Origin of the sequence: Pseudomonas petrae, from assembly GCF_021728295.1 — a bacterium.
Taxonomy (GTDB): domain Bacteria; phylum Pseudomonadota; class Gammaproteobacteria; order Pseudomonadales; family Pseudomonadaceae; genus Aquipseudomonas; species Aquipseudomonas petrae.
Map to the genome: position 1 here is coordinate 19,162 of NZ_JAKJXE010000001.1, position 23,494 is coordinate 42,655.

The 23,494-nt window shown below is 61.8% G+C and carries 22 protein-coding genes and 1 pseudogene; 12 read left to right on the forward strand and 11 right to left on the reverse strand.

Going from position 1 to position 23,494, the window contains the following annotated elements; genetic code table 11:
* Position 1 precedes the first annotated feature (1 nt).
* From L4G42_RS00090 to ssuE, 5 genes are all read left to right on the forward strand, one after another.
* Positions 2-1,042 (forward strand): acyltransferase family protein, encoded by a 1,041-nt coding sequence (locus tag L4G42_RS00090; RefSeq protein WP_237252157.1) that lies wholly within the window; start codon positions 2-4, stop codon positions 1,040-1,042.
* A gap of 95 nt (positions 1,043-1,137) precedes the next feature.
* A complete protein-coding gene (locus L4G42_RS00095; protein ID WP_237252158.1) occupies positions 1,138-2,361 on the forward strand; it encodes a glycosyltransferase family 4 protein in 1,224 nt (407 codons plus the stop codon).
* 13 nt (positions 2,362-2,374) lie between these two features.
* Positions 2,375-3,787 (forward strand): undecaprenyl-phosphate glucose phosphotransferase, encoded by a 1,413-nt coding sequence (locus L4G42_RS00100; RefSeq protein WP_237252159.1) that lies wholly within the window; start codon positions 2,375-2,377, stop codon positions 3,785-3,787.
* A gap of 165 nt (positions 3,788-3,952) precedes the next feature.
* A complete protein-coding gene (locus L4G42_RS00105; RefSeq protein WP_237252160.1) occupies positions 3,953-5,035 on the forward strand; it encodes a polysaccharide biosynthesis/export family protein in 1,083 nt (360 codons plus the stop codon).
* A 358-nt stretch (positions 5,036-5,393) separates the two neighbouring features.
* Entirely contained in the window at positions 5,394-5,975 is a 582-nt protein-coding gene (gene ssuE, locus L4G42_RS00110; protein ID WP_237252161.1) for an NADPH-dependent FMN reductase, read from the forward strand.
* A 10-nt stretch (positions 5,976-5,985) separates the two neighbouring features.
* On the opposite strand, the gene L4G42_RS00115 is transcribed toward ssuE, so the two are convergent.
* From L4G42_RS00115 to L4G42_RS00125, 3 genes are all read right to left on the reverse strand, one after another.
* Complete coding sequence (locus L4G42_RS00115) at positions 5,986-6,261, reverse strand: hypothetical protein (RefSeq protein ID WP_237252162.1); 276 nt, start codon at positions 6,259-6,261, stop codon at positions 5,986-5,988.
* Positions 6,262-6,935: 674 nt separating this feature from the next.
* Positions 6,936-8,306, reverse strand: coding sequence for a GntT/GntP/DsdX family permease (locus L4G42_RS00120; RefSeq protein WP_237252163.1), 1,371 nt, complete (start codon positions 8,304-8,306; stop codon positions 6,936-6,938).
* Positions 8,307-8,409: 103 nt separating this feature from the next.
* A complete protein-coding gene (locus tag L4G42_RS00125) occupies positions 8,410-9,312 on the reverse strand; it encodes a LysR family transcriptional regulator (RefSeq protein ID WP_237252164.1) in 903 nt (300 codons plus the stop codon).
* 130 nt (positions 9,313-9,442) lie between these two features.
* Between L4G42_RS00125 and L4G42_RS00130 the strand changes: the two genes are divergently transcribed.
* The 3 genes from L4G42_RS00130 to L4G42_RS00140 all read left to right on the forward strand — a co-directional run bounded on the left by L4G42_RS00130 (position 9,443) and on the right by L4G42_RS00140 (position 12,602).
* A complete protein-coding gene (locus L4G42_RS00130) occupies positions 9,443-10,144 on the forward strand; it encodes a CoA transferase subunit A (protein ID WP_237252165.1) in 702 nt (233 codons plus the stop codon).
* Positions 10,145-10,227: 83 nt separating this feature from the next.
* Positions 10,228-10,884 carry a CoA transferase subunit B gene (locus tag L4G42_RS00135; protein ID WP_122537771.1) on the forward strand — a complete coding sequence of 219 codons (657 nt, stop codon included), beginning with the start codon at positions 10,228-10,230 and terminating at the stop codon, positions 10,882-10,884.
* A 299-nt stretch (positions 10,885-11,183) separates the two neighbouring features.
* Complete coding sequence (locus L4G42_RS00140; RefSeq protein ID WP_237259091.1) at positions 11,184-12,602, forward strand: short-chain fatty acid transporter; 1,419 nt, start codon at positions 11,184-11,186, stop codon at positions 12,600-12,602.
* 269 nt (positions 12,603-12,871) lie between these two features.
* Here the strand turns inward: L4G42_RS00140 and L4G42_RS00145 are convergent.
* Both L4G42_RS00145 and L4G42_RS00150 read right to left on the reverse strand, forming a co-directional pair.
* A pseudogene (locus L4G42_RS00145) lies at positions 12,872-13,198 on the reverse strand (antibiotic biosynthesis monooxygenase family protein).
* Entirely contained in the window at positions 13,198-13,911 is a 714-nt protein-coding gene (locus L4G42_RS00150; protein ID WP_237252167.1) for a CTP synthase C-terminal region-related (seleno)protein, read from the reverse strand. The pseudogene L4G42_RS00145 and the gene L4G42_RS00150 overlap by 1 nt, the downstream one beginning before the upstream one ends.
* An 89-nt stretch (positions 13,912-14,000) precedes the next feature.
* Here L4G42_RS00150 and L4G42_RS00155 point away from each other — a divergent pair, with 89 nt between their 5' ends.
* Positions 14,001-14,879: a LysR family transcriptional regulator gene (locus tag L4G42_RS00155; protein ID WP_237259092.1), complete on the forward strand. Its 879-nt coding sequence runs from the start codon at positions 14,001-14,003 to the stop codon at positions 14,877-14,879.
* A gap of 263 nt (positions 14,880-15,142) precedes the next feature.
* Here the strand turns inward: L4G42_RS00155 and L4G42_RS00160 are convergent, their stop codons facing one another.
* The 4 genes from L4G42_RS00160 to L4G42_RS00175 form a co-directional block, all read right to left on the reverse strand.
* Positions 15,143-16,048: a helix-turn-helix transcriptional regulator gene (locus L4G42_RS00160; RefSeq protein ID WP_237252169.1), complete on the reverse strand. Its 906-nt coding sequence runs from the start codon at positions 16,046-16,048 to the stop codon at positions 15,143-15,145.
* A gap of 96 nt (positions 16,049-16,144) precedes the next feature.
* The gene (locus L4G42_RS00165) at positions 16,145-16,834 is read right to left on the reverse strand and encodes a fumarylacetoacetate hydrolase family protein (RefSeq protein ID WP_237252170.1); all 690 of its coding nucleotides are present in this window, start codon (positions 16,832-16,834) and stop codon (positions 16,145-16,147) included.
* A 136-nt stretch (positions 16,835-16,970) separates the two neighbouring features.
* A complete protein-coding gene (locus L4G42_RS00170) occupies positions 16,971-17,735 on the reverse strand; it encodes an SDR family oxidoreductase (RefSeq protein WP_237252171.1) in 765 nt (254 codons plus the stop codon).
* Positions 17,736-17,811: 76 nt separating this feature from the next.
* Positions 17,812-18,744, reverse strand: coding sequence for a 2-hydroxyacid dehydrogenase (locus L4G42_RS00175; RefSeq protein ID WP_237252172.1), 933 nt, complete (start codon positions 18,742-18,744; stop codon positions 17,812-17,814).
* A 369-nt stretch (positions 18,745-19,113) separates the two neighbouring features.
* Between L4G42_RS00175 and L4G42_RS00180 the strand changes: the two genes are divergently transcribed.
* Positions 19,114-20,253: a glycerophosphodiester phosphodiesterase gene (locus L4G42_RS00180; RefSeq protein WP_237252173.1), complete on the forward strand. Its 1,140-nt coding sequence runs from the start codon at positions 19,114-19,116 to the stop codon at positions 20,251-20,253.
* Positions 20,254-20,380: 127 nt separating this feature from the next.
* Here the strand turns inward: L4G42_RS00180 and pyrF are convergent, their stop codons facing one another.
* Positions 20,381-21,079, reverse strand: coding sequence for an orotidine-5'-phosphate decarboxylase (gene pyrF, locus L4G42_RS00185; protein WP_237252273.1), 699 nt, complete (start codon positions 21,077-21,079; stop codon positions 20,381-20,383).
* A 175-nt stretch (positions 21,080-21,254) separates the two neighbouring features.
* On the opposite strand from pyrF, the gene L4G42_RS00190 reads away from it, so the two are divergent.
* A complete protein-coding gene (locus L4G42_RS00190) occupies positions 21,255-21,422 on the forward strand; it encodes a DUF2897 family protein (protein ID WP_065986232.1) in 168 nt (55 codons plus the stop codon).
* A 92-nt stretch (positions 21,423-21,514) separates the two neighbouring features.
* On the opposite strand, the gene L4G42_RS00195 is transcribed toward L4G42_RS00190, so the two are convergent.
* The gene (locus L4G42_RS00195) at positions 21,515-22,345 is read right to left on the reverse strand and encodes a substrate-binding periplasmic protein (protein WP_237252174.1); all 831 of its coding nucleotides are present in this window, start codon (positions 22,343-22,345) and stop codon (positions 21,515-21,517) included.
* 547 nt (positions 22,346-22,892) lie between these two features.
* Between L4G42_RS00195 and L4G42_RS00200 the strand changes: the two genes are divergently transcribed.
* Positions 22,893-23,435 (forward strand): 3'-5' exonuclease, encoded by a 543-nt coding sequence (locus L4G42_RS00200; RefSeq protein ID WP_237252175.1) that lies wholly within the window; start codon positions 22,893-22,895, stop codon positions 23,433-23,435.
* Positions 23,436-23,494: the final 59 nt, after the last annotated feature.

A 23,494-nucleotide genomic window follows, 5' to 3' on the forward strand; every position in this document is an offset into this window, starting at 1 on the left:
CATGAAACGCCTTGCCTATCTCGACGCGTTGCGCGGCATCGCCGCCTTGATGGTGGTCTTCACCCATTTGTACGCACCGGTCATCGGTCACGTCTGGGTGCTGGATTACCTGATCGACCCCGGCAAGTTAGGGGTGCTGTGGTTTTTCATGATCAGCGGCGTAGTGATTCCCTACAGCCTCAAGCCGGTGCCCGACGGCGCCCGACGCTTTCTGATCTCACGCTTCATGCGCTTGTACCCGGCCTACTGGCTGTCACTGGTGCTGTTTGTGCTGATGCTTCAGTTGACCGGCGCGCCGCTGCCGTCCTGGCCGCAGATCGTCGCCAACCTGACGATGGTGCAAGCGGCGCTGGGCGTCGACGACGTGGTCGGCCTGTACTGGACGCTGTTCATCGAACTGGTGTTCTACGGCCTGTGCCTGGCGTTGTTCATTGCCGGCAAGCTGTACGACCTGGCCTTCCGGGCCCGCTGTTCACTGGTGTTTCTGCTCGCCGCGCTGGCGATGGGCATTGCCCGCGCGCTGACCGAACACAAACTGCCGGTGGCGCTGCCCCTGGCGTTGTCGCTGATGTTCTTCGGCTCGGTGTGGCGCCAGTGGTTGCTGGCCGAGCACAGCGCGGCGCTGACGCGGAACCTGAAAATGCTGTTTGTTGCCTTCGCCGTGCTACTGCCGCCAACGCTGATCATGGCCTACAGCAAAGACATGGGCACCGGCGAAACCTGGGGCCGTTACTGCTTCACCTACGCCGTGGCCATCGTCAGCTTCGTGCTGCTGACCCGCAGTGTGCGTCTGAACCACCCCGCGCTGGTCTGGCTGGGCGCAGTGAGTTACTCGCTGTACCTGCTGCACCCGTCGATGGGCATGCTCAGCCAATGCCTGCTGCGCGGGACCGACGCACCGGGCCTGCTGGTGGCGCTGGTCGCGACGGTGCTGACCCTGGGCGCCGCCCATCTGTGCTTTCGCTACATCGAACACCCTTTCATCCAGCTCGGAAAACGCCTCAATAACCGCAAAGCCGAGACGCAGCCTGTCAGCGTCTGATTGAGCGCCTGCGCACATGGAAAGGCATGGGATGGCCCGCGCGAGCTTCGCTCGACGTGCCGGGCGTCCCTCAGCCGTTAATGCAGAGAATTCCAATGAAAATTGCAATCGTCCACGACTGGTTGGTGACATACGCCGGTGCCGAAAGGGTTTTGGCATCGCTGATCAACATCTGGCCCGAGGCGGATCTGTTCTCCGTCATCGATTTCCTCAGCGACCAGGACCGCGCCCAACTGGGCGGCAAGGTCGCGAAGACCACGTTCATCCAGCGCCTGCCCAAGGCCAAGACCAAGTACCAGCGGTACCTGCCGCTGATGCCGATGGCCATCGAACAACTGGACCTGTCCGGTTACGACCTGATCATCAGCAGCAGCCACGCCGTGGCCAAAGGCGTCCTGTGCGGCCCGGACCAGTTGCACGTCAGCTACGTGCACTCGCCGATCCGCTACGCCTGGGACCTGCAGCATCAGTACCTCAAAGAGGCGAACCTGAGCACCGGCCTGAGAGGCAAAGTGGCGCGGATGATCCTGCATTACATGCGCATGTGGGATCAGCGCACCGCCGCGGGCGTCGATGACTTCATCGCCAACTCGCACTTTATCGGCGCGCGTATCACCAAGGCCTACCGTCGCGAATCCACGGTGATCTACCCGCCGGTGGACACCCGAGGGTTCGCGCTGCAGGAACATAAGCAGGATTACTATTTCACCGCCTCGCGCATGGTCCCGTACAAGCGCATGCCGATGATCATCGAAGCCTTTGCGGCGATGCCGAACAAGCGTCTGGTGGTGATCGGCGACGGTCCGGAAATGGAAAAGGCCAAGGCCGCTGCGGCCAACGCGCCGAACGTCACGCTGCTGGGTTATCAGCCGTTCGCGGTGTTGCAGGAACACATGAGCAACGCCAGGGCGTTCGTGTTTGCCGCCGAAGAGGATTTCGGCATCAGCCCGGTGGAAGCCCAGGCCTGCGGCACGCCGGTCATCGCGTTCGCCAAGGGTGGCGTGGTCGAAACGGTCTGCGGCCTGGATCACCCCCAGCCGACCGGCGTGCTCTACCCGGAGCAGAGCGTGGCGTCACTGATGGCCGCCATCGAGACGTTCGAGATCAACGGTTCACGCATCACCGCGCAAGCCTGCCGGAACAATGCCGAGCGCTTCAGCGAAGCCCGCTTCGAACTGGAAATGCGCCAGTTCGTCGAGACCCGTCTGACGGCTGCCCGTCAAAGCCGCCAGCCTGCGCACACCCGGCCGATCCAGATCGCGCCGACGCTGGTCAGCAGCGACCTCTCCGCCCGCGTTGTTCCGATCAAATCCGTCTGAGCGAGCCCAGCATATGCGCACACCATTAAGGGGCATCCTGCATGCCCATTCATCGTCGCTGTCCGTCGCTCATCGGTTGCTCGATCTGGCGGTCATCGCGGTCGGCGGTTACGGCGTCAACCTGCTCACCGGCACGTCGATGAGCAGCGAAGTCTGGATGCAGATTCTGCTGGCAGCGGTGGCCTTTCACTGGCTGGCCGAATACCACCAACTGTATGGCTCGTGGCGTGGCGAGCGCATTTTGCGCGAGCTGCTGAGGGTCGCCAATTACTGGGGCCTGGCCTTCGTGCTGCTGCTGTTTGTCGATTACCTGCTGTTGCAGCCCGACGATCTGGCGGACAACAGTCAGATGGCCTGGTTTGCCGCCGTATTGCTGACGTTGTGTGGCTATCGTCTGGCGATTCGCAGCGTGTTGCACACCTTGCGCGCCCAGGGCTTCAACACCCGGCGCGTGGCAATCGTCGGCACCGGTCATTGCGGCGAACGCCTGGCGATGTCCATCGAACGCGCGCCGTGGATGGGCTTGAACCTGCTGGGCTTTTATGACGAAGCGCCGCAGCAGATCGACCTGGCGCGCATCGGTCGGCGCATTCCGGTGCTGGGCGATCTGGATCAACTGATCCAGGACGCCCGCGACGGCAAGATCGACAAGGTGTACATCACCCTCGAACTCGGCGCACAGGCGCGTTTGCAGGAACTGATCAAAGGCTTGAGCGACACCACCGCGTCGGTCTACGTGATCCCGGATGTGTTCATGTTCGAGCTGCTGCACGCCCGCAGCGAAAGCATCAACGGCCTGCCAAGCATCAGCATTTTCGACTCGCCCATGGACGGCGCCTGGAGCGTGGTCAAGCGTCTGGAAGACATCGTGCTGTCGAGCATCATTCTGACGATGATCGCCCTGCCGCTGATGCTGATCTCCCTGGCGATCAAGCTCACCTCCCCAGGCCCGGTGCTGTTCCGTCAACGCCGTTACGGCCTGGACGGGCGGCCGATCATGGTCTGGAAATTCCGCAGCATGAGCGTGCAGGAAAACGGCGCCGTGGTGACCCAGGCCACGCGCAATGACAGCCGCATCACGCCGCTGGGCGCGTTTCTGCGTCGTACCTCGCTGGACGAACTGCCGCAGTTCTTCAACGTACTGCGCGGCGAGATGTCCGTCGTCGGCCCGCGCCCCCACGCCGTTGCGCACAACGAGCAGTACCGCAAGCAGGTATCGGGTTACATGCTGCGGCACAAGGTCAAGCCGGGCATCACCGGCTGGGCACAGATCAACGGCTGGCGCGGCGAAACCGACACGCTGGACAAGATGCAGAAACGCGTTGAATTCGACCTGCAGTACATCGAGCACTGGTCGGTCTGGCTGGACCTGAAAATCATCCTGCTGACGCTCTTCAAAGGCTTCGTCAACAAGAACGCCTTCTAAAAAAACATCTGCCCATAACAACAAACATGGCCATGGGCTAGTAAGCTCGGCGGGAGGTGAACGGGTGCATGAGCGAATGTGATCCGATGTTCGGTGTAAGTAAGGGATGCAAAGAAATCACTGCGGTGCCAGTACGCACCTATTAGGATTAGAAGGAACATTCATATGAAAGTAACGTTAGCGGTCGTGCTGCTTTCCAGTCTGGTGTTGCAAGGCTGCGCATTCGCCCCCGGTCAATACATGTCTTACAGCGATGTCACCGACAAAGACCCCGACGGTCCCCAGGTCACGCTGATCAACATCACCCCCGCCACCCTTGCGCAGCAGCAGAAGACGGCGGACGCAGCGGCCAAACCGCTGCCCCCGGAACTGCTGAGCTACAAGACGCCTGAATACGTCGTCGGCCCGGGCGACGCCTTGCTGGTGACCGTTTTCGAACACCCTGAACTGACCGCGCCCGGCTCCCAGGAACAACTGGACGCCAACAGCCGCGAAGTGCTGAACGACGGCACCGTGTTCTTCCCGTACGTGGGCCGCATTCAGGCCGCCGGCAAGACTGTTTCGCAGATCCGCGACCAACTGCGCATGGGTCTGGCGCCGCAATACACCGAAGTGAAAGTCGATGTCAAAGTGCTGCGTTACAACAGCCAGCGCGTCCTGCTCTCGGGTGCCTTCAAATCGGCAGGCCCGCAACCGATCACCAATATTCCGCTGAGCCTGGTTCAGGCCATCAGCCAGGCCGGTCTTGATTCGACCGACGCCAACCTCGCCGGCCTGACCCTGCGTCGCGACGGCAAGGATTACGTGATCGACGTTGACTCGCTGAACCGCAAAGACTCGCAGATCAGCAAGATCTTCCTGAAAGACGGCGACTACCTGCACCTCAACAGCAACTCCAAGAACAAGATCTACGTGCTGGGCGAAGTTCAGCGCCCGCAAGTGATCTCGTTCAGCACCACCAGCGTGACCTTGCTGGAAGCGCTCGGCACCTCTGGCGGCCTGAGCCCTGACGCAGCCGATGGCGATGCGGTGTATGTGATTCGTGCGCAAGACGCCACCCACGGTGCGACGGTTTATCACCTGGCGGCGAAGAAGCCGACCAGTTATGCGCTGGCAAAAGGCTTTGAGCTGGCGGCCCAGGACGTGGTGTTTGTCGGCCCGGCCAACATCACCCGCTGGAGCCGTTACGTGAGCCAGTTGCTGGGCTCGAACAACATCATCCAGACGGGTGCGATGTTCAGGAATTGATCGGACAGGCAGCTTCAAGCGGCGAGTTTGAAGCTTCAAGCTGACAGCAGAGCAACAGGGAAATCCTCGCAGTGGTCCGACTGCGGGGATTTTTTTTGGGTTTGATTTAGTGAAGGAAAGTGTTGCTACGGCAACAGTGGATCAACAGATACGTGCGCCTGGATCAACAGTTTGGGGTGGTTGGCAGGATTGCAGCTGTGGGGGCTCGCTGGATTGACGGGGGCGGCGGGCGATGGAGATCGCTGGCACGCATGCTGCTTCAGTACGGGCAAAGGGTCTTCACGCCCATCACTTTCGCGTTAATCGCGGCCTGCTCGGTGCCTGGCACCTCGGGTGACTGACCCCAAGGAAATAACACATGTTGGTAGTCTCGATTTCAGGTAGCCCTTCCACACGGTCGCGCTCGGGCGTGGTGCTGCAACATGCCGCGCACTGGCTCAAGGGCCATGGCGTGGAAGTGAACAGTGTGCGCATTCAGGATTTCAACGCCGAAGACCTGCTCTACGCCCGATTCGACAGCCCGCAGGTGGTGGCTTTCATCGACGCAGTGGCGAAGGCAGACGGCTTGCTGATCGGCACGCCGGTGTACAAGGCGTCGTTTTCGGGGGCGTTGAAGACGCTGCTCGACCTGCTGCCGGAGCGCTCACTGCACGGCAAAGTGGTCTTGCCGATTGCGACGGGAGGGAGCATTGCGCACATGCTGGCGGTGGATTACGCGCTCAAACCAGTGCTGTCCGCGCTGAAATGCCAGGAAGTGCTGCACGGGGTCTTCGCCATCGACAGCCAGATCAGCTACGGCGAGAACGCGTTGGGCGGTGATCTGGATGAACTGCTGACCCAGCGTCTGCATGACGGTCTGGATCACTTTTTACTGGGCCTTCAACACCGGACCCATGCGCGTCACAAGGAAGCGGGCGGGCATTTGAAACTGGCGTTGTAAGTTTTCCGACTCACCCCTGACGTGCTTTCGAAGCAACGCTGACTTCGGCGTTCACTTCACCCCGGTTATCGAACTCGTGGGCGCGTTGCAGTTGTGGCTGCTCCATCAGTTGCGCCTTGCGGGCCTGGAATTCGTCGTAAGACAAGCCGCGACGGTTGAGATCTTCGAGGGCCAACTGGTGGGTTTCTTCAGCGCTATAGGGACGCAGTTCCGGGTGATTGCCAGCGGCACAACCGGCGAGAACGGAGGCGGAGAGTAACAGGGAGAGGGCAAGAAGACGGTTCATTGGGAGCCTCCATTTGGCTCGTTTCTGGAATGAAGCCAAGGCTACGCGCCGGGCCTTTCCAGCAGAAATCAGTCGTCTTGATAGTGGCTATCGGGTTTGGCGCGCAATTGTGTGTTCCGCGATCTATCTAGGTGTAGAGTGCGTCGGCCTAACGGCCTCGGGTTTCGCCTTCGGCGACTTACTTTTGAAAAGCACCAAAAGTAAGCAAAAGTGCCTGCTCTCGGTTAGGCCCTTCCTTCGTCAGGGTTCCTTCACTCCGACGATGCTCCGTGGGCCCGCGCCGAACGGACATCCATGTCCTGACGGCGCTCTCGCCGCATCCATGCGGCTCGGCCCACTGCGCATCGTCTACGTTCAGCCTGCACCCAAGTCGCGTTTGGCGGTGACTGGGCTTTATTTATTCGAAGATCAAGATCAAAAGCTTCCCGGCTAAAGCCGGTCCTACAGACACCGCGCACCCACTGTAGGACCGGCTTCAGCCGGGAAGGGGCCGGTTTCATCACACGCATTTTAATGAATGCACGCGCTACTCTTAGTGGGACCGGCTTCAGCCGGGAAGAGGCCGGCATGACCGTCATCAATTTTTGGCAAGGTACGCCCAACACGTGCGTCGGAGGCAAACCCTGTGAGGCTGCTCAGTCCCACAAGTTTTCAGCCTTGACTTTCGGAAATCTTCAGACCAGAAAGTGCCACAACAACGACGTGCCGATCAGCCCCACCACCGACACAATCGTCTGCAGTACCGACCAGACCCAAATGGTTTGCTTCAACTGCAGGCCGAAGTATTCGCGGACCATCCAGAATCCCGCGTCGTTGACGTGGCAGAAGAACACCGAGCCCGCCCCGATCACCAGCGCCACCAACGAGGCTTCCACAGGCGCCAGCCCGGCCATCATCGGCGCAAGAATGCCCGCCGTGGTGGTGGTCGCGACGGTGGCTGAACCAGTGGCCTGACGCAGCGCGACCGCAATCAACCAGGCCAGCAGCAGGTACGGCATGTGTGCGCCTTCGGCCACTTTGCTGATGGTCTGGCTGACACCGGCGTCCAGCAGCGTTTGCTTCAAGCCGCCGCCCGCGCCAATGGTCAACAGCAGCACGGCAATCGGCGCCAGGCTCTTGCGCAGCGTGCCGCCCACTTGCTCGCGGGAGATACCGTTGGCCCAGCCCAGACACACCGTTGCGGCCAGCACCGCAATGCCCAACGCCACCAGCGGTTCACCAAGGAATTTCAGCGTCAGGGCGATGTTGCTTTCCGGCTCCATGGCGATTTTCGCCAACGTGCTGCCGAGCATCAGAATCACCGGCAGCAGAATGATCAGCAACGAGATACCGAAGCTCGGCTGGCGGGAGGCGCTGGGCTTGGCCGAGAACAGCTCGCCCAGTTCCGCCGGTTCCTCAATGTGCATGCGCTTTGACAGCCAGTTCCCGTATAGAGGACCGGCCAGAATCACCGCCGGCACTGCCACGCAAAAACCCAGCAACATGGTCAGGCCGAGATCGGCGTGCAAGGCGCTGACGGCAATCAGCGGCCCTGGGTGCGGCGGCATCAGCGCGTGCAACGTGGTCATGCCGGCCAGCGCAGGAATGGCGATTTTCAGCAGCGGCTGATTCGACTGGCGCGCCATGACGAAGATGATCGGCACCATCATCACCAGGCCCACTTCGAAGAACAGCGGCAGGCCGATGACCATGGCCACCAGGGCCATGACCCATGGCAGAGCCTTGCCCTTGCCCAGCCCCAATAGCGTTGAGGCAATGCGATCGGCCGCGCCCGACTCGGCCATCAGCGCACCGAGCATGGCACCCAGGGCAATGATGATCCCGGCCTCACCGAGAATCCCGCCCGCGCCCTTGCTGAACGCCTTCGCCACTGCCTCCGCTGGCAACCCCGCGCCTATCCCTGCGATGAATGTGCCCACCAGAATCGACAGAAACGGCGGGAGCTTGGTCGCGCTGATCAGCACAATGATGGTGGCAATGGCGATCAGGCAGCAGATGATCAGGCGGGTGTCATGAAACACCCAGGCAGCAGACGACACATCCAACGCGGAACCCCTTATCGTTCGGTTTTATCTCAGGATGATTTGAAACATTATGTTTCAACCGGCCGAACCATACCGGATGCGGCATTGCGTCGCAGCTAAATTTTCACAGGATCTGGCCGATTTGGCCCCGTGCGCATTCAATCAGCACCTCGCGCAACCCCTGGGCCGCTGCCGACAATTGGTGGTCCGCCTGGGTCATCAAACCTATACGCCGCTCGATGCGCGGGCCTTCCAGCGCAATGCAGCGGGCGCCGAGTTCTTCCATCTGCTCGATGCACAGCGACGGCACCGCGCTGACGCCCAGGCCGTTGGCGACCATGCGGCCCACCGTCGACAGCTGATGGCTTTCGAACGCCACCGACAGTTTGCCGTGCTGGCTCTGCAGGTCCTGCTCCAGCAGCAAGCGCACAGCGGAGGGGCGTTGCAGGGTGATGAAGTCGTGACGCAGCAGCTCGTCCCAACTCACTTCGTTGCGGGCGGCCAGTGGCGAATCCTTCGGCACCACGGCGACAAAGCGGTCCATGTAAAACGGCGTGAAAATCAGGTTATTGCCCGCCTCGGGCTCGAAGCCAATGCCCAGCTCCACGCGCCGATGGCCGACCATTTCCACCACCTGCTCGTTGATCACGTCGTGCACCGCCACATTCACCCGCGGGTAGCGCTCGCGAAACACCTTCAGCGCGATCGGCAGCAGGTTGCCCGCGTAGGACGGCATGGCGGCCACCGACACCTTGCCCATCTGCAGGGTGAAACGCTGACGCAGCAGTTCTTCGGTGTTGTCCCAGTCGGCGAGCAACTGGCGGGCCAGTGGCAGCAAGGCCTCACCCTCCGGGGTCAGGCTGACCTGGCGCGTGGTGCGGGTCAGCAATTGCCCGCCCAGGTCTTCCTCCAGCGCCTTGATGGTCAGGCTCAACGCCGGTTGCGACACATGCAAACGCTCACCGGCCTGAGCGAAACTCAGGCACTGCGCCACCGCCAGAAACGCCCGAAGCTGTTTCACGTTCATATATTTGGATTACTTATCAATCGATCAAAAAAACAAAATTAACAAATCAGTGCATGCGAGAGAAGATGCGGCCAACGCTTTCCGATGCTTAGATTGTCGGACACAACTACAAATAAGGCGGGATCTCACCATGGCTGGACTCGATAAACGCGTGGCAACCTACGCTGAAGCCCTCGCCGGGCTGACCGACAACATGACCGTGCTGTCCGGCGGCTTCGGACTGTGCGGCATCCCCGAAAACCTCATCGCTGAAATCAAACGCATGGGCGTGAAGGGCCTGACAGTCGTTTCCAACAACTGCGGCGTCGACGGCTTTGGCCTCGGCATCCTTCTAGAAGACCGGCAAATCCGCAAAATGGTCGCGTCCTACGTCGGTGAAAACGCCCTGTTCGAGCGCCAGTTGCTCAGCGGCGAGCTGGAAGTCGAGCTGACCCCCCAAGGCACCCTGGCCGAAAAAATGCGCGCGGGCGGCGCGGGCATTCCCGCGTTCTACACCGCGACCGGCTACGGCACACCCGTTGCAGAAGGCAAGGAAACCCGCCAGTTCAACGGCCGCCATGTGATTCTGGAAGAAGCCATCACCGGCGACTTCGCCATCGTCAAAGGCTGGAAGGCCGACCACTTCGGCAACGTGGTCTACCGTCACACCGCGCAGAACTTCAATCCCGTCGTGGCCACCGCCGGCAGGATCACCGTGGTGGAAGTCGAAGAAATCGTCGAGCCCGGCGTGCTGCTGCCCACCGAAATCCACACCCCCGGCATCTATGTCGATCGCGTGATCCTGGGCACGTTCGAGAAGCGCATCGAGCAGCGAACCGTCAGAAAAGCCTGACGTCAGCGTCGTACTCGAACCGCTTTCCCCCTTTGTATCTCCGGCCCCCCACAGGCCGGACAGAATAAAAGAGACCCAAGATCATGGCACTCTCCCGCGAACAAATGGCACAGCGCGTTGCGCGCGAACTGCAAGACGGCTTCTACGTGAACCTGGGCATCGGCATTCCGACCCTGGTCGCCAACTACGTCCCGGACGGCATCGACGTGATGCTTCAATCGGAAAACGGCCTGCTCGGCATGGGCGCTTTTCCGACTGAAGAGACCATCGACGCCGACATGATCAACGCCGGCAAACAGACGGTGACGGCGCGCAAGGGCGCGTCGATCTTCTCGTCGGCCGAGTCCTTCGCCATGATCCGTGGCGGCCACGTCGACCTGACCGTGCTTGGCGCGTTCGAAGTGGACGTCGAGGGCAACATCGCCTCGTGGATGATTCCCGGCAAGCTGGTCAAGGGCATGGGTGGCGCGATGGACCTGGTGGCTGGCGCCGAGAACATCATTGTCACCATGACCCACGCGTCCAAGGACGGCGAATCCAAGCTGCTGTCACGCTGCAGCCTGCCGCTGACCGGCGCCGGCTGCATCAAGAAAGTGCTGACCGACCTCGCTTACCTGGAGATCGAAAACGGCGCCTTCGTGCTGCGCGAAACCGCACCGGGCGTGACCGTCGATGAAATCATCGCCAAGACCGCTGGCAAGCTGATCGTGCCGGATGACGTGGTTGAAATGACGTTTTAACGGCGATGGCGCGGTACTTGTAGGAGCGCGCTTGCCCGCGAACCGCGGATGGCCAGACACCCACGCCGTGTCTGAAAGCCCCTTTCGCGGGCAAGCGCGCTCCTACAGGTTCCGCGTCGTGCTCCACGTTTTGGCAACACCCTGAGCTTTCGCACACCCGCACCTTTGGTCAGACCGCCCTGCCCCTTCAGCGATGAAGGGGCTTTGCTGTATCTGAGCCGGTGCTTTTTTCGCGTCACCGCCAACACTTGAAACAGCTGTCCAAAAAACCTGAACAATAACTCCAAGAGGTAACAAACGTGGCCGCCGACATCGAAGAAAGCCGCTCCGCCCGCTTTGCCCTGCGTTGCGCCAAATGGGCGGAACGCTGGTTCCCGGACTCGTGGGTGTTCGCCGCCCTGGCCGTGGTCATCGTCACACTCGCCACGCTGGTCATCGGCGCCAAACCCGCCGACACCGCCAGGGCCTTCGGTGACGGCTTCTGGAGCCTGATCCCCTTCACCATGCAAATGGCCTTCGTGGTCATCGGCGGTTACGTCGTCGCCAGCTCGCCGCCGGCGGTCAAGCTGATCGACCGCCTGGCGCGCATCCCGAAAAACGGCCGGTCGGCTGTGGCCTGGGTCGCGCTGATCAGCATGGTGGCGTCACTGCTCAACTGGGGTTTGTCGCTGGTCTTCGGCGGCTTGCTGGTGCGGGCACTCGCCCGGCGTACCGATCTGAAAATGGACTACCGCGCTGCCGGTGCGGCGGCTTATCTGGGTCTGGGCGCGGTGTGGGCCTTGGGCCTGTCGTCGTCCGCCGCGCAGTTGCAAGCCAACCCGGCCAGCCTGCCGCCCTCGATCCTGGCGATCACCGGGGTGATTCCGTTCACCCAGACGATCTTCCTCTGGCAGTCCGGCGTGATGCTGCTCGCACTGGTGGTGGTCTCGATCATTGTTGCCTACGCCACGGCCCCCGGACCGGCCAACGCCCGCGATGCCAAAGAATGCGGCATAGACCCGAGCTTCAGCCTGCCACCGTTGCCACCGCGCACCCGGCCGGGCGAATGGCTGGAATACAGCCCGCTGCTGATCATTCTGATGGTCGTGCTGGCGTCCGGCTGGTTGTACAACGAGTTCAGCACCAAACCCGCGATCACCGCGATTTCCGGCCTGAACACCTACAACTTCCTGTTCATCATGGTCGGCGCGCTGCTGCACTGGCGTCCGCGCAGCTTCCTCGATGCCGTCGCCCGCGCCGTGCCGACCACCACCGGCGTGCTGATTCAGTTTCCGTTGTACGGTTCGATCGCCGCGCTGCTGACCACGGTCAAGGGCGGCGATGCGCAAACCGTCGCGCACCACATCTCGACGTTCTTCACCAGCATCGCTTCCCACGACACCTATGCGCTGCTGATGGGCGTGTACTCGGGGATTCTCGGGTTCTTCATTCCCTCGGGTGGCGGCAAATGGATCATCGAAGCGCCGTACGTGATGCAGGTTGCCAACGATCTCAAATACCACCTCGGCTGGGCGGTGCAGATCTACAACGCCGCCGAAGCGCTGCCGAACCTGATCAACCCCTTCTACATGCTGCCGCTGTTGGGCGTGCTCGGCCTGAAGGCACGGGACTTGATCGGTTTCTCGTTCGTGCAACTGCTGGTGCATACGCCGCTGGTGCTGTTCCTGTTGTGGGTGCTGGGCACGACGTTGGCTTACGTTCCGCCGGTCATGCCATGATTGGATGAATAAAGCCGGCGGGTAGCGGTAGGACCGGCTTCAGCCGGGAACGCGTCAATGGTCACGCCATGAAACCGATGGCGCCAACACCGGCCCCTTCCCGGCTGAAGCCGGTCCTACTAAAGCAGCGTGTGCAGTCAGTGAAATTGGGGTGAACGCGGATGTAGGACCGGCTTTAGCCGGGAAGACGTCATTCGCCACACCGCAAAATCGAGAGTGCATATGAAGGCCCCTGCCCGGCTGAAGCCGGTCTACTAAAGGCTAGCGCTTCAATTGTTGAAGCTGTATTCCCGCTCCACCTTGGAAACCCGGGTCGTGCATTGCCGATACCACGTAGAACGGCCGCGCTCACGTATGTCTCGGTGTTCCGGGTGTTCCTTCCACGCCAGGATCGCTGCTTAGCTGTCCCAGTAAGACACGGTGATCCCCAGCCCATCGTCGTCGCGTGCCGATTCCACGCCGAGAAAACCAGGCTGCTGACGAATGAGGTCGAGCATCCGCTGCGCTGCATCGTCATATTCCCGTGCTTCATGCCCAGTAAGGACCGAGGTGAAGACCACCGCGTAATACGGCACGGCAAATGTTTTTGCCAACATCATGTCAATTCACTCTCCGCGCAGGCCAGCACAAACGCCTTCACCAATGGCGGCGTGCTGCCCTCCAGCGCGGCGCGTTCCGGTTGAAACAACGTCGCGATGAAAAACGGATGACCGTCGAGCTCCATCGCCCGGACCTCGTCGTCGTGGTCATGGCCGGACACTTTCAGCGGACCGGCAAAAACCTCAGCCTCCAGTTCCTTGCGCAAACCGTAGCGGCAGCGGTAGCGCTCGTGTGTTTCGAGCGCGTCGTACGCGGCGGCAATCCGCGAACCGGCCCGCAGACGAATCGGCGCGAAGGCCTCGACCAGCGAACAACTCAACGGCGTGATGATTGCGTTCTCGGATTCCGGCGCCGTCTCGGCGTGCTCGGCATCGGCCCAGCCCAGGCAATTACGCGCGTACTCCAGCAACGCGTGCTGAAAGCCGCCGCACGTCCCGAGGAAGGGAACCAGCCGCTCACGAGCGAAGCGAATTGCGGTCAGCGCGCCGTCCATGTCGCGGTAGGGGCTGGCCGGGACGCACCAGATGCCATCGAACGCCTGCAGGCTCGCGCCATCCACGATATCCGTCGTCGGCAGCCACTTTCCCTGGACGCTGAGACCGGTTTCGCTCGACACCCTGTCCAGCGCCACGGGTATCGCCTGATGCGCGGGTACGCTCGGGTCATAGTCACCCACCAGTGCGATCCGGATTTTCTGCCGTTGAGTCATGTGTGCTCCCTGATATCAAAACGCTTTGCGTGAGGTCCTGGGGCGACTATAAGCTTGTCGCCCTGCAATCAGAATGGGCGTTCAGGCAAGTGATCAATGCAGCTGCGCACTATCGAATCAACCATGCCGACCTCACCCTCATCCTTGCGCTGGTCCGTGGGCGGACGCTGGCCAAGGCCGCCGAACTGCTGACGGTCGATGTCTCGACGGTGTTCCGCGCGGTGCGTCGGATGGAAAAGGCGGTGGGCACTGCGCTCTTCGACAAGAGCCGCACAGGCTACGTACCGACCAGTGCCGCGCTGGCGCTCGCCCAGCAGGCCGAAAGTGCCGAGAACGCCTTGGCCCTCGCGCAGTTGAGTCTCGAGCAGGGCCGGCAAGTCGTCAGCGGCACCGTGCGCCTGACCTGCACCGAAGCCGTGCTGCAAAGCCTGTTGCTCCCCGCCCTGAGCCGATTCATGCCGAACTACCCGGGCCTGCGCCTGGAAATGAACACCTCCAGCAGCTTTGCCAACCTGAGCCGACGCGACGCCGACATCGCGCTGCGTCTGACCAACACGCCGCCTGAGCACCTGGTCGGCACTCGCCTGGGCACGGTTGCGTATCGGGTCTGTTCCAGCGAGGCCTACGCGCGACGCTGCGGTGATCTGGCCCTCGACGACATGGCCTGGATCGCCCCCGACGATTTCCTCCCCGATCACCCGACCGTGATGTGGCGGCGGCAGCATCTGCCCGGCGTGAACCTCGCCTACCGCTGCAGCTCCATGCTTGCAGTCGCCCAGTTGGTGCGCGCAGGCATGGGCGTGGCAGCGCTGCCGGATTTCATGCTGAGGGACAGCGAGGTTCAGCCCATAAGCGCGCCGCTCGCAGGGCATGACACCGGGCTGTGGCTGCTGACGCGTCCGGATTGCCGAGCGCTGCGCTCGGTGTCGGCGCTGTTCAGCGAGCTGACCAAAGCGATTGAGCTGTAAGTCCGGCGGCGCTGGGACGATGCCAGCTGTGCCGACGCCTTCCCGGCTGAAGCCGGTCCCACTAAAAGCACGCGGTGTTCACGACACCTGATCGTTCCCACGCTCCGCGTGGGAATGCAGCCCCGGACGCTCTGCGTCGATCAAGCATGAGGAAGTGCCGCGGAGCGTCGTGCGATGCAATAGTGGGACCGGCTTCAGCCGGGAAGAGGCAGGTTCAGGCACTATCACTTATGCGGTAAGACGCAGCCCCCTCTCAGTCCTACTCAACCACCCCGCCGCTCCCGGCGAAACTGCCCCGGTGGCATGCCATGGGCTTTGCGAAAGCGCCGCGAAAAATAGGCTTCGTCGGTAAACCCACAGATTTGTGCGATATGGCTCAGGGGTTTGCTGCTGTTCATCAAATGCGTGCGCGCCAGCCCCATGCGCCGCTCCAGGACCAGTTCGGAAAAGGTCTTGCCGGTTTCCTTGCGCAGCAGGTGGGTCAGGTAGTTGGGCGACAGAAAGGCCGCCGCCGCGGCATCGGTGAGGGTCATGGCCGGATCGGCGATGTGTTCACGAATGTAGTCGATCACGCGGCTCATCGCATCGCGCCGTCCACGCCGCTCGGCCTTGTTCGCCGACAGCGCCAGCAACTGCGCTTCGTAGCGATTGCACACCATGCCGATCAATTGCAGCAGACAGCCTCGCAGGATCGCGCCAGAGCCCAGCTGCCTCGCGCGGTCCATGTCACGCATCTGCAGCAACAGCGCGGTCACTTCAGCGAAGTCGGCGTCGTCGAGCGTGAAATCCAGATGCTCCTGAAACCGGAACGGCGCCAGCTCAGGCGCCTCGGCGACGGGCACGTCTTCAAGGTCCATCGGATCGCACTGCAGATGCTGCAGGAGAAATTCCTGAGAAAAGTTGATCAGCACAAAGTTGCCGTCTTCCGGGTGCGGAATCACGTGCAGGCGATGGGGCAGGATGAACGCCAGGGTGTTGCGCGGAAACGGCCTGACCGCGCCACCGATGTGCTGCACGGTGTCGCCGCCGAGGTTGATCTGGATCTGAAAATATTCATGACGATGGGGCGCCGTCAGCGCGGGTCGGGCGGACTTGTCACGGATGTAGAAATCCATGCGGTCGCTGCGCTGCTGCATGCCATAGGTCTGGATGCGGGAGGGATGGGCCATCGCTGAAACACCTGAAATCGCGGGTTCGGACTGCCCCATGGTAGGGCAACGGCGGCAGCCGGACCAAACGATTATCAGCCGGGCGTCAACATGGGATCAGCCGATTGTCACACTCAGTTCGGCAATGCCTTCGATCCCGGCGGTGACCACATCACCGCGCTGCAAAGCGCCTACCCCGGCCGGCGTGCCGGTGTAGATCAGGTCGCCCGCCTTGACCCCAACCGACTGCGACAGGTACGCGATCACGTCCCTGACAGCCCAGATCTGGTCAGACAGATCGCCACGCTGGCGGCGCTCGCCATTGACGTCGAGCCAGATCGCACCCGCCTCCGGATGCCCGATCTCGCTAACCGGGTGCAGCGGCGTAGCAGGCGCGGAGGCATCGAACGCTTTGGCCCACTCCCATGGCCGGCCCATTTTCTTGGCCTGCGCCTGCAAGTCGCGGCGGGTGAGGTCCAGGCCGACGCCGTAGCCCCACACGTGGGTCAAAGCGTCCTGCGGGTCAATGTTCACGCCGTCCTTGCCGATCGCCACGACCAGTTCGATCTCGTGATGCAGGTCCTCGGTGAGCGGCGGGTAGGCGACCTGGCCTTGGGCGGGTACCACGGCGTCGGCGGGCTTCATGAAGAAGAACGGCGGCTCGCGGTCAGGGTCGTGGCCCATTTCCCGGGCGTGATCGGAGTAATTGCGGCCAACACAGAAAACCCGACGAATCGGAAAACGGCTGGACGTCCCGGCGACGGCCAGGGACGGTGTGGCAACGGGGGCGATAACGAACTCGGTCATGGCAGTGTCCTCGATTGAAGGTGGCTCGGCATGGGTTGAGTGTGGCGATTGATCGCTCAGCCGGGTTGGACGGATCCCACCAGGTTTTGGACAAAACAACGCAACGCGACTCAACCCAACGAGCCGAGCCGACCGATCAGCCACGCCCTACAAACGGCATGCCGCTGGCCATGACGGTCATGTTCAGCACGTTGGCCGACAGTGGCAGCCCGGCCATGTAACTCACCGCTTCGGCCACGTGCTGCACATTCATGGTCGGCTCGACCTGCAGATCGCCGTTGGGCTGCAACACGCCTTTGGTCATGCGGTCGGTCATGTCGGTCAGGGCGTTGCCGATGTCGATCTGGCCACAGGCGATATTGAACGGCCGACCGTCCAGCGCTGTGCTTTTGGTCAGGCCCAGCACCGCGTGTTTGCTGGACGTATAAGGCGAGCTGAACAGCCGCGGCGTGTGGGCCGAAATCGAACCGTTGTTGATGATCCGGCCGCCCTGGGGCACCTGACGCCGCATCAGGCCGAACGCGGCACGCACGCACAAAAACATCCCGGTGACATTGGTGTCGATGACGTTCTTCCACTGCTCGACCGACAACTCGTCCATCGGCACTGCCGGTGCGCCGATGCCAGCGTTATTGAACGAAACGTCCAGTCGACCGAATGTGCGTTCAATGGTCGCGAACAGCGCCTCGACACTGGCCGGATCGCGCACATCCGTCGGCACCGCCAACGCCTGCTGCCCGGCAGCCTCGGCCTGTTCGACCAGCGCCTGCAACGGTTCAGGCCGACGCCCGGCCAGCACCACGGCAAAACCGTCAGCCAGCCATTGCAGCGCCACGGCACGGCCAATGCCGCTGCCGGCGCCAGTGACCAGAGCGACTTTCAGGCCAGATGATGAAGACATGCGCGATTCCTCTTTTTATTAAAGCGTTTTTGTTGGGGAGCGTTCTGCGGTCCATCATGGCCGCGGCAACCCCGTATCAGCTGTGAACAGGGGTCAGCACCGGCTGGCCCGCGTAAAACGCCAGCAGGTTGTCGGCGACCATTTGCACGGTGTCGCGCGATGCTTCCGGCGACAGCCCGGCAAGGTGCGGAGAGAGGACCACGTTGTTCAACGCTTTCAGGGCATCGGGGACATGCGGTTCGTCATCGAACACGTCAAGCGCCGCCCCGGCCAGGCGGCCCTGCTGGAGCGCGTCGATCAGCGCATCGGTGTCGACGACACTGGCCCGGGCGATGTTGACGATGAAGCCGTCAGCGCCCAACGCTTCGATGGCGGCCTTGTCGATCAGGTGCCGCGTCGAGCCGCCGCCAGGCGTTGCGACTACCAGAAAGTCCGACGCTTCGGCCAGCGCCAGCGGCGTCGGGCAATAGTTGAAATCCACGCCCGGGCGCGGCGAGCGGCTGTGATAATTGATCACCATGTCGAACCCCAGCGCGCGTTTGGCGATGGCCATCCCGACCGAGCCCAGACCGAGAATGCCCAGGCGTTTGCCAGCGAACGAGGGCCGTGTGACCTTGCGCCATTCGTTGCGGCGCACCGAGGCGTCGGCCTGGGGAATGTCGCGAACCGCCGCCAGCAGCAAGGCCATCGCATGGTCCGCCACACTCGGCGCGTTCACCCCTGCCCCGTTGGTCACCACGATGCCCCGCGCCTCGGCGGCTTCGAGGTCGACCCGCTCGTAGCCGGCGCCAATCACACAGATGATGCCGAGATTCGGTAGCACAGCCATTTCCTCGGCGGTGAAACCCAGCGGCCCGCGGGTCAAAACAGCGTCAATCTCCTCGCCCCCGTTCGCTACCGCCTCCGCACGCATCGCCGGCGTCGGCGCCAGAATCAGGCGAAAGCCGCTGCTTTCCAGAATCGGTAAATACATGTTCACGCTTTCAACCAGCACCAACACCGTTTTCATCATCCCTCCGCTGCGCGAAATTCGTGGAGCTGACAGTAGCGCGAGTGAGAGCGGTTGGGCAAAGGCGGACACGGAAAATCCAGTGTTCTGACAATATGCATCAGCCCGGCAGACCCATTAACGTCACAGGACACGCCGACACTTTCAGGCACTCGATACCGAGTCAACGGAGCAGCCGTGGCCTCTACAATCTCCGTCAAACCGACAGCAATCCCCCCCAGAACGACAACCGCGGTTGCCCGCCATGCCCGTTGCTGTTTAAGGTCTGAACCTTGCGACACCCGATTTCGCCACGATAAAAACGATGTGCCATGCGGTGCGGCAACGGCTGCGCCATGAACGGACTTGCGCAAAAGGAACGTCAGAACCATGTTGAAAGGATTATCCAGAACGTTGAGCGGCGCCGCGATTGCCGGTGTGTTGTTGTCTTCCGCCGTAGCCCTGGCCGCCGCGGACACCGGCAAGGAACCGGGGCGGGCGCTGGCGGCGAAGATCGGCGTGCCGTGGCCGGCAGTGATTGCCCATCGCGGTGCATCGTTCAATGCGCCCGAGGAGACCGTCCCGTCCTACACGCTGGCCCGCGAACTGGGCGCGGATTACCTGGAGATGGACATTCAGCGCACCAAGGATGGCGTGCTCATCGCGCTGCATGACAACACGCTGGAGCGCACCACCAACATCGCCGAGGTCTACCCGCAACGGGCCAAGGACCCGCTGAACACGTTCACGCTGGAAGAAATCAAACGCCTCGACGCCGGCTCGTGGTTCAACAAGGCCTACCCGGATCGCGGCCGCGCCACCTACGCCGGGCTGAAGATTCTGACGCTGGACGAGGTCATCGACATCGCCGAAGGCGGCAAGAACAAGCCCGGTCTGTACATCGAGACCAAGGTGCCGGCGCAGTTTCCGGGCATCGAAGAAGATTTGAAGAAGAAGCTCGATCAGCGCGGATGGCTGAGCCAGCGTCCTGCAGCCGAGAAAGGCTACGTCAACGTCGCCCACATGCCGGGCCGCGTGGTGTTGCAGACCTTTGAAAAACCAAGTCTGGAGTTGCTGCAGAAGAGCATGCCCGACACCCCGAAAGTGCTGCTGCTGTGGCTGGGTGACGGCTCTATCGAAACGGCGTCGGGCAAGACTTTCAAGGACTCGGGGGCCATGGACAAAGCCAGCTTTTACGCCAGCCAGCAGGTGAAATCCAAAGAAGAGTTCGCCACCTGGATGGACTGGGCCAAAGCCCACGGCGCCGTAGGTACCGGGCCGTCGGCAGCGCTGAAGAACGGCGGGGACCAGAGCTACAGTGACCTGGTGCAGCCGTGGATGAACAAGATGGCCCACGATCGCGGAATGATCGTTCACCCGTACACCGTGGATGACGCGGTGGATTTCAAAGCGATCAGCAAACAAGGGGTGGACGGGTTCTTCACCAACCGGGCTTCGGAATTGCTGAAGTTCTACGGTCGGCCGTCGAAGGAGAGCATGGATTCAATCCTGAAACGCAGCGGTTTCTGAGTGAGAAACCGGTGGTGCGCGCAACTGGCGAATGCGGCGTGTCAGGCGGTAACTTAAGTCGCTGACATACCGCGATCGCGGGCAAGCGCGCTCCTACAGGATCGAGTCCGGCAGCGGATGGCGCGTTTTACGCCAGCTCCGCCACCACCGCTGCCAACGCTTTCGCCGGATCGGCGGCCTGGCTGATCGGGCGGCCGATGACCAGATAATCGGAGCCCGCATCCAGCGCCTGACGCGGCGTGAGGATGCGGCGCTGATCGTCCAGCGCACTGCCGGCCGGACGAATGCCTGGCGTCACCAGTTGCAGCGACGGATGCGCCGCTTTCAGCGCCTGGGCTTCCAGCGCGGAACACACCAGACCGTCCATCCCGGCTTTTTCAGCCAGCGCCGCCAACCGCAGCACCTGCTCCTGGGGCTCGATGTCCAGACCGATCCCTGCCAGATCCTCGCGCTCCATGCTGGTCAGCACGGTCACGCCAATCAACAGCGGCCTGGGGCCGGTGCGCTGATCCAGTACGTCACGGCAGGCCGCCATCATGCGCAGGCCGCCGGAGCAGTGCACGTTAACCATCCACACGCCCATTTCAGCGGCGGCCTTGACCGCCATCGCCGTGGTGTTGGGAATGTCGTGGAATTTGAGGTCCAGGAACACTTCGAAGCCTTTGCTGTTGAGGGTTTCGACGATATCCGATGCGCAACTGGTGAACAGCTCCTTGCCCACTTTGACCCGGCACAGCTTGGGGTCCAGTTGATCAGCCAGATTCAACGCGGCTTCGCGGGTCGGGAAATCCAGGGCGACGATGATGGGGGTCTGGCAGGCGGACATGAGCGGGTTCTCTGGCAAGTCGAAATCGGCGCGCATTGTAGCCGAACATCCTGCAGGGCGGGACCCGGCAATCGGTAAATGCCTGCCCGACCCGCGCCAGGCGTCGAGCATCTCCTACAATTGAACCACTGGACAGCGTCGCTGCTCCAAGCCATATCACAAGAAGGAGAGCGTTATGCCCTGGTATGCCTGGTTAATTCTGGTCGTTGCAATCGGATCGATCGTCGGCGGTCTGCTGATGCTCAAGGATTCAGCGAAGAAACTGCCCCTCACCGATGAACAACTCAAGCGCGTCCACGAGCGAAATGCCGAGATGGACGCAAAAGAAGCGCGAGACCGCTGAGCCTGTGTTGTGAGGAGCGCATCATCAGCGCTCCCGCACCCCGCCCGCCTGATCACCCGCCGCGCTTCCTCAGCCGGTAATACTCGCCTTCGTCAGTCCCTGTCCGCACCTTCGCCCAGCGCCACCGCGTGATGGGTGGATTGTGGGGTCACCGCGATGCGAAACGGCTGAAAGATTTTGAACATCTCGCCATTTTCCCGTAGCTGCCGGAGCAATTCGCTGAAGCGTTCGCCGCTGATGGGTGCATCCGGGCGCAACAGCGCGTAGTGCCGATAGACCTGGTCCACACGGTCCGAGACCAAAAACTGGTCGGCGTCCTGCGGGTTATTCGACATGAACGTGCTCAGGTAGGAGCGCGTCACCAGCGCGATGTCCGCACGGTCGCGCAGCACCATCAGCAGGTTGCTGTCATGGGAATAGGTCAGCGTGGCGTTGTAGTTGTCGGCAAGGAATTTAGGGTCGGCGTCGAAACCCGCGAACGCGTAGTGATAGCCGCTGAACAGCGCGAGGCGCTTGCCGTGCAACTCATCGAAATACGTCTGGGTCCTGCCCTGCAAGCGATGGGCGACAAACACTTCGGCGTCTTCGAGCCCCATATCGACATCTTCATGGGGAATGCCTTTCCAGCCCCAGGCGGGGTTTTCGAAAATGGCCATGTCGAAGCGCGCCTGCTGGAAATCGCGAAACCGGCGCGGAATGGAAGTGGGCACCGCTTCAAAGCGGTAGTCGTTCTGCATCGCGTTCAGCGCGGTGATCATCTGCGGCAACAGCCCGGTGTCTTCGCCGCGCTCGGGACGAATCGTATACGGCGGGAAATGCGCCGCACCAATGCGCACGATCTGCGTCGCACCGGCCTGCCAGGCCCACAGCGTTGTGGTCGTGAACAGCAGGGTTTTAAAAGCCATCCGCATCGGCATGGACATCAAGACAAGGCACCTCAGGCGAAACGGAGTACGTAAGCTATGCGTTCGCGATCAATTAGACAACGGTCAAACAGAGGCTAAATGCCCCGTCTCCCAAACTCCCGCCATCCCCGGCCCTTTCTTCTCCTTAACGCCTCCTTCCCGGCTGGATGCGCGCGATGTCTTTCCAGGACCGGCTTTAGCCGGGAAGAGGCCCGTCTGAGCGCCACCCGTTTGTGGTGTGCCGACTGACGCTTTCCCGGCTAAAGCCGGTCCTGCCAAACAGTGCATTCCCGGCTGAAGCTGTCCTTGTCCTTTGCGTTATCGACCGCGCTGCGCTTTATGTGAGGACCGAATGCGCCTGCAATTTATGCCGAGGCGCGTTGGCCAGGCAAGCGCTGTCCCGGCCATATGCAAGTCAGACGCTACAAAAGACGCTGCCCCTGCAAACCTTCCTGCCTGCCGCGAGTCCCAATGATGGATCATCTGCGCCGGGCAGTTGGACGTGACGGCCATGATGTGGCTACGCTCCAGGGCGCTGCCGCAGGTTATGAAACAGGAGTTCGAGATGCCCTACTGGCTGGTGATAGACCTGGAGGCCACCACCGAAGAGGGCGGATGGCCGGTAGCGGAAATGGAAATCATCGAAATCGGTGCGTCACTGGTCAATCAGGACGGGCGCGAAATCGACCATTTCGAACGCTACGTGCGGCCCGTGCGACGGCCATTGCTAACGCCCTTCTGCCGCGAGTTGACGCACATTCAGCAGAGCTTCATCGACAGTGCCCTGACGCTGCCCGCCGTATGGCCACAGTTCGAACGCTGGATCGCCCAACACCGCGAGCGACTGGTCGCCTGGACCAGTTGGGGCGATTACGATCGTCAGCAACTGCAACAGGACTGGCGTCAGCACCAGCTCAGCAGCGAACTCGCCACCCTGCCCCACATCAACCTGAAACAACGCTTCGCCAAAGCCCGTCACCTGCAAAAACCCTGCGGCCTGAACACCGCGCTGCAACTGGCGGGAATGCATTTCAATGGCCAGCAACACCGGGCGCTCTCGGACGCGCGCAATACCGCACGTTTGTTACCACTGGTGATTCCAGGCTGAAGCGTGACGCATTTACCAAAGCGGATGACGGCCTTTTATACGTTCGGCATACTGTCCGG

Coding starts and splice junctions, on each gene's coding strand:
- L4G42_RS00090 (WP_237252157.1), top strand. CDS start 2: ATGAAACGCCTTGCCTATCTCGACGCGTTGCGCGGCATCGCCGCCTTG.
- L4G42_RS00095 (WP_237252158.1), top strand. CDS start 1,138: ATGAAAATTGCAATCGTCCACGACTGGTTGGTGACATACGCCGGTGCC.
- L4G42_RS00100 (WP_237252159.1), top strand. CDS start 2,375: ATGCGCACACCATTAAGGGGCATCCTGCATGCCCATTCATCGTCGCTG.
- L4G42_RS00105 (WP_237252160.1), top strand. CDS start 3,953: ATGAAAGTAACGTTAGCGGTCGTGCTGCTTTCCAGTCTGGTGTTGCAA.
- ssuE (WP_237252161.1), top strand. CDS start 5,394: ATGTTGGTAGTCTCGATTTCAGGTAGCCCTTCCACACGGTCGCGCTCG.
- L4G42_RS00115 (WP_237252162.1), bottom strand. CDS start 6,261: ATGAACCGTCTTCTTGCCCTCTCCCTGTTACTCTCCGCCTCCGTTCTC.
- L4G42_RS00125 (WP_237252164.1), bottom strand. CDS start 9,312: ATGAACGTGAAACAGCTTCGGGCGTTTCTGGCGGTGGCGCAGTGCCTG.
- L4G42_RS00130 (WP_237252165.1), top strand. CDS start 9,443: ATGGCTGGACTCGATAAACGCGTGGCAACCTACGCTGAAGCCCTCGCC.
- L4G42_RS00135 (WP_122537771.1), top strand. CDS start 10,228: ATGGCACTCTCCCGCGAACAAATGGCACAGCGCGTTGCGCGCGAACTG.
- L4G42_RS00150 (WP_237252167.1), bottom strand. CDS start 13,911: ATGACTCAACGGCAGAAAATCCGGATCGCACTGGTGGGTGACTATGAC.
- L4G42_RS00160 (WP_237252169.1), bottom strand. CDS start 16,048: ATGGCCCATCCCTCCCGCATCCAGACCTATGGCATGCAGCAGCGCAGC.
- L4G42_RS00165 (WP_237252170.1), bottom strand. CDS start 16,834: ATGACCGAGTTCGTTATCGCCCCCGTTGCCACACCGTCCCTGGCCGTC.
- L4G42_RS00170 (WP_237252171.1), bottom strand. CDS start 17,735: ATGTCTTCATCATCTGGCCTGAAAGTCGCTCTGGTCACTGGCGCCGGC.
- L4G42_RS00175 (WP_237252172.1), bottom strand. CDS start 18,744: ATGAAAACGGTGTTGGTGCTGGTTGAAAGCGTGAACATGTATTTACCG.
- L4G42_RS00180 (WP_237252173.1), top strand. CDS start 19,114: ATGTTGAAAGGATTATCCAGAACGTTGAGCGGCGCCGCGATTGCCGGT.
- pyrF (WP_237252273.1), bottom strand. CDS start 21,079: ATGTCCGCCTGCCAGACCCCCATCATCGTCGCCCTGGATTTCCCGACC.
- L4G42_RS00190 (WP_065986232.1), top strand. CDS start 21,255: ATGCCCTGGTATGCCTGGTTAATTCTGGTCGTTGCAATCGGATCGATC.
- L4G42_RS00195 (WP_237252174.1), bottom strand. CDS start 22,345: ATGTCCATGCCGATGCGGATGGCTTTTAAAACCCTGCTGTTCACGACC.
- L4G42_RS00200 (WP_237252175.1), top strand. CDS start 22,893: ATGCCCTACTGGCTGGTGATAGACCTGGAGGCCACCACCGAAGAGGGC.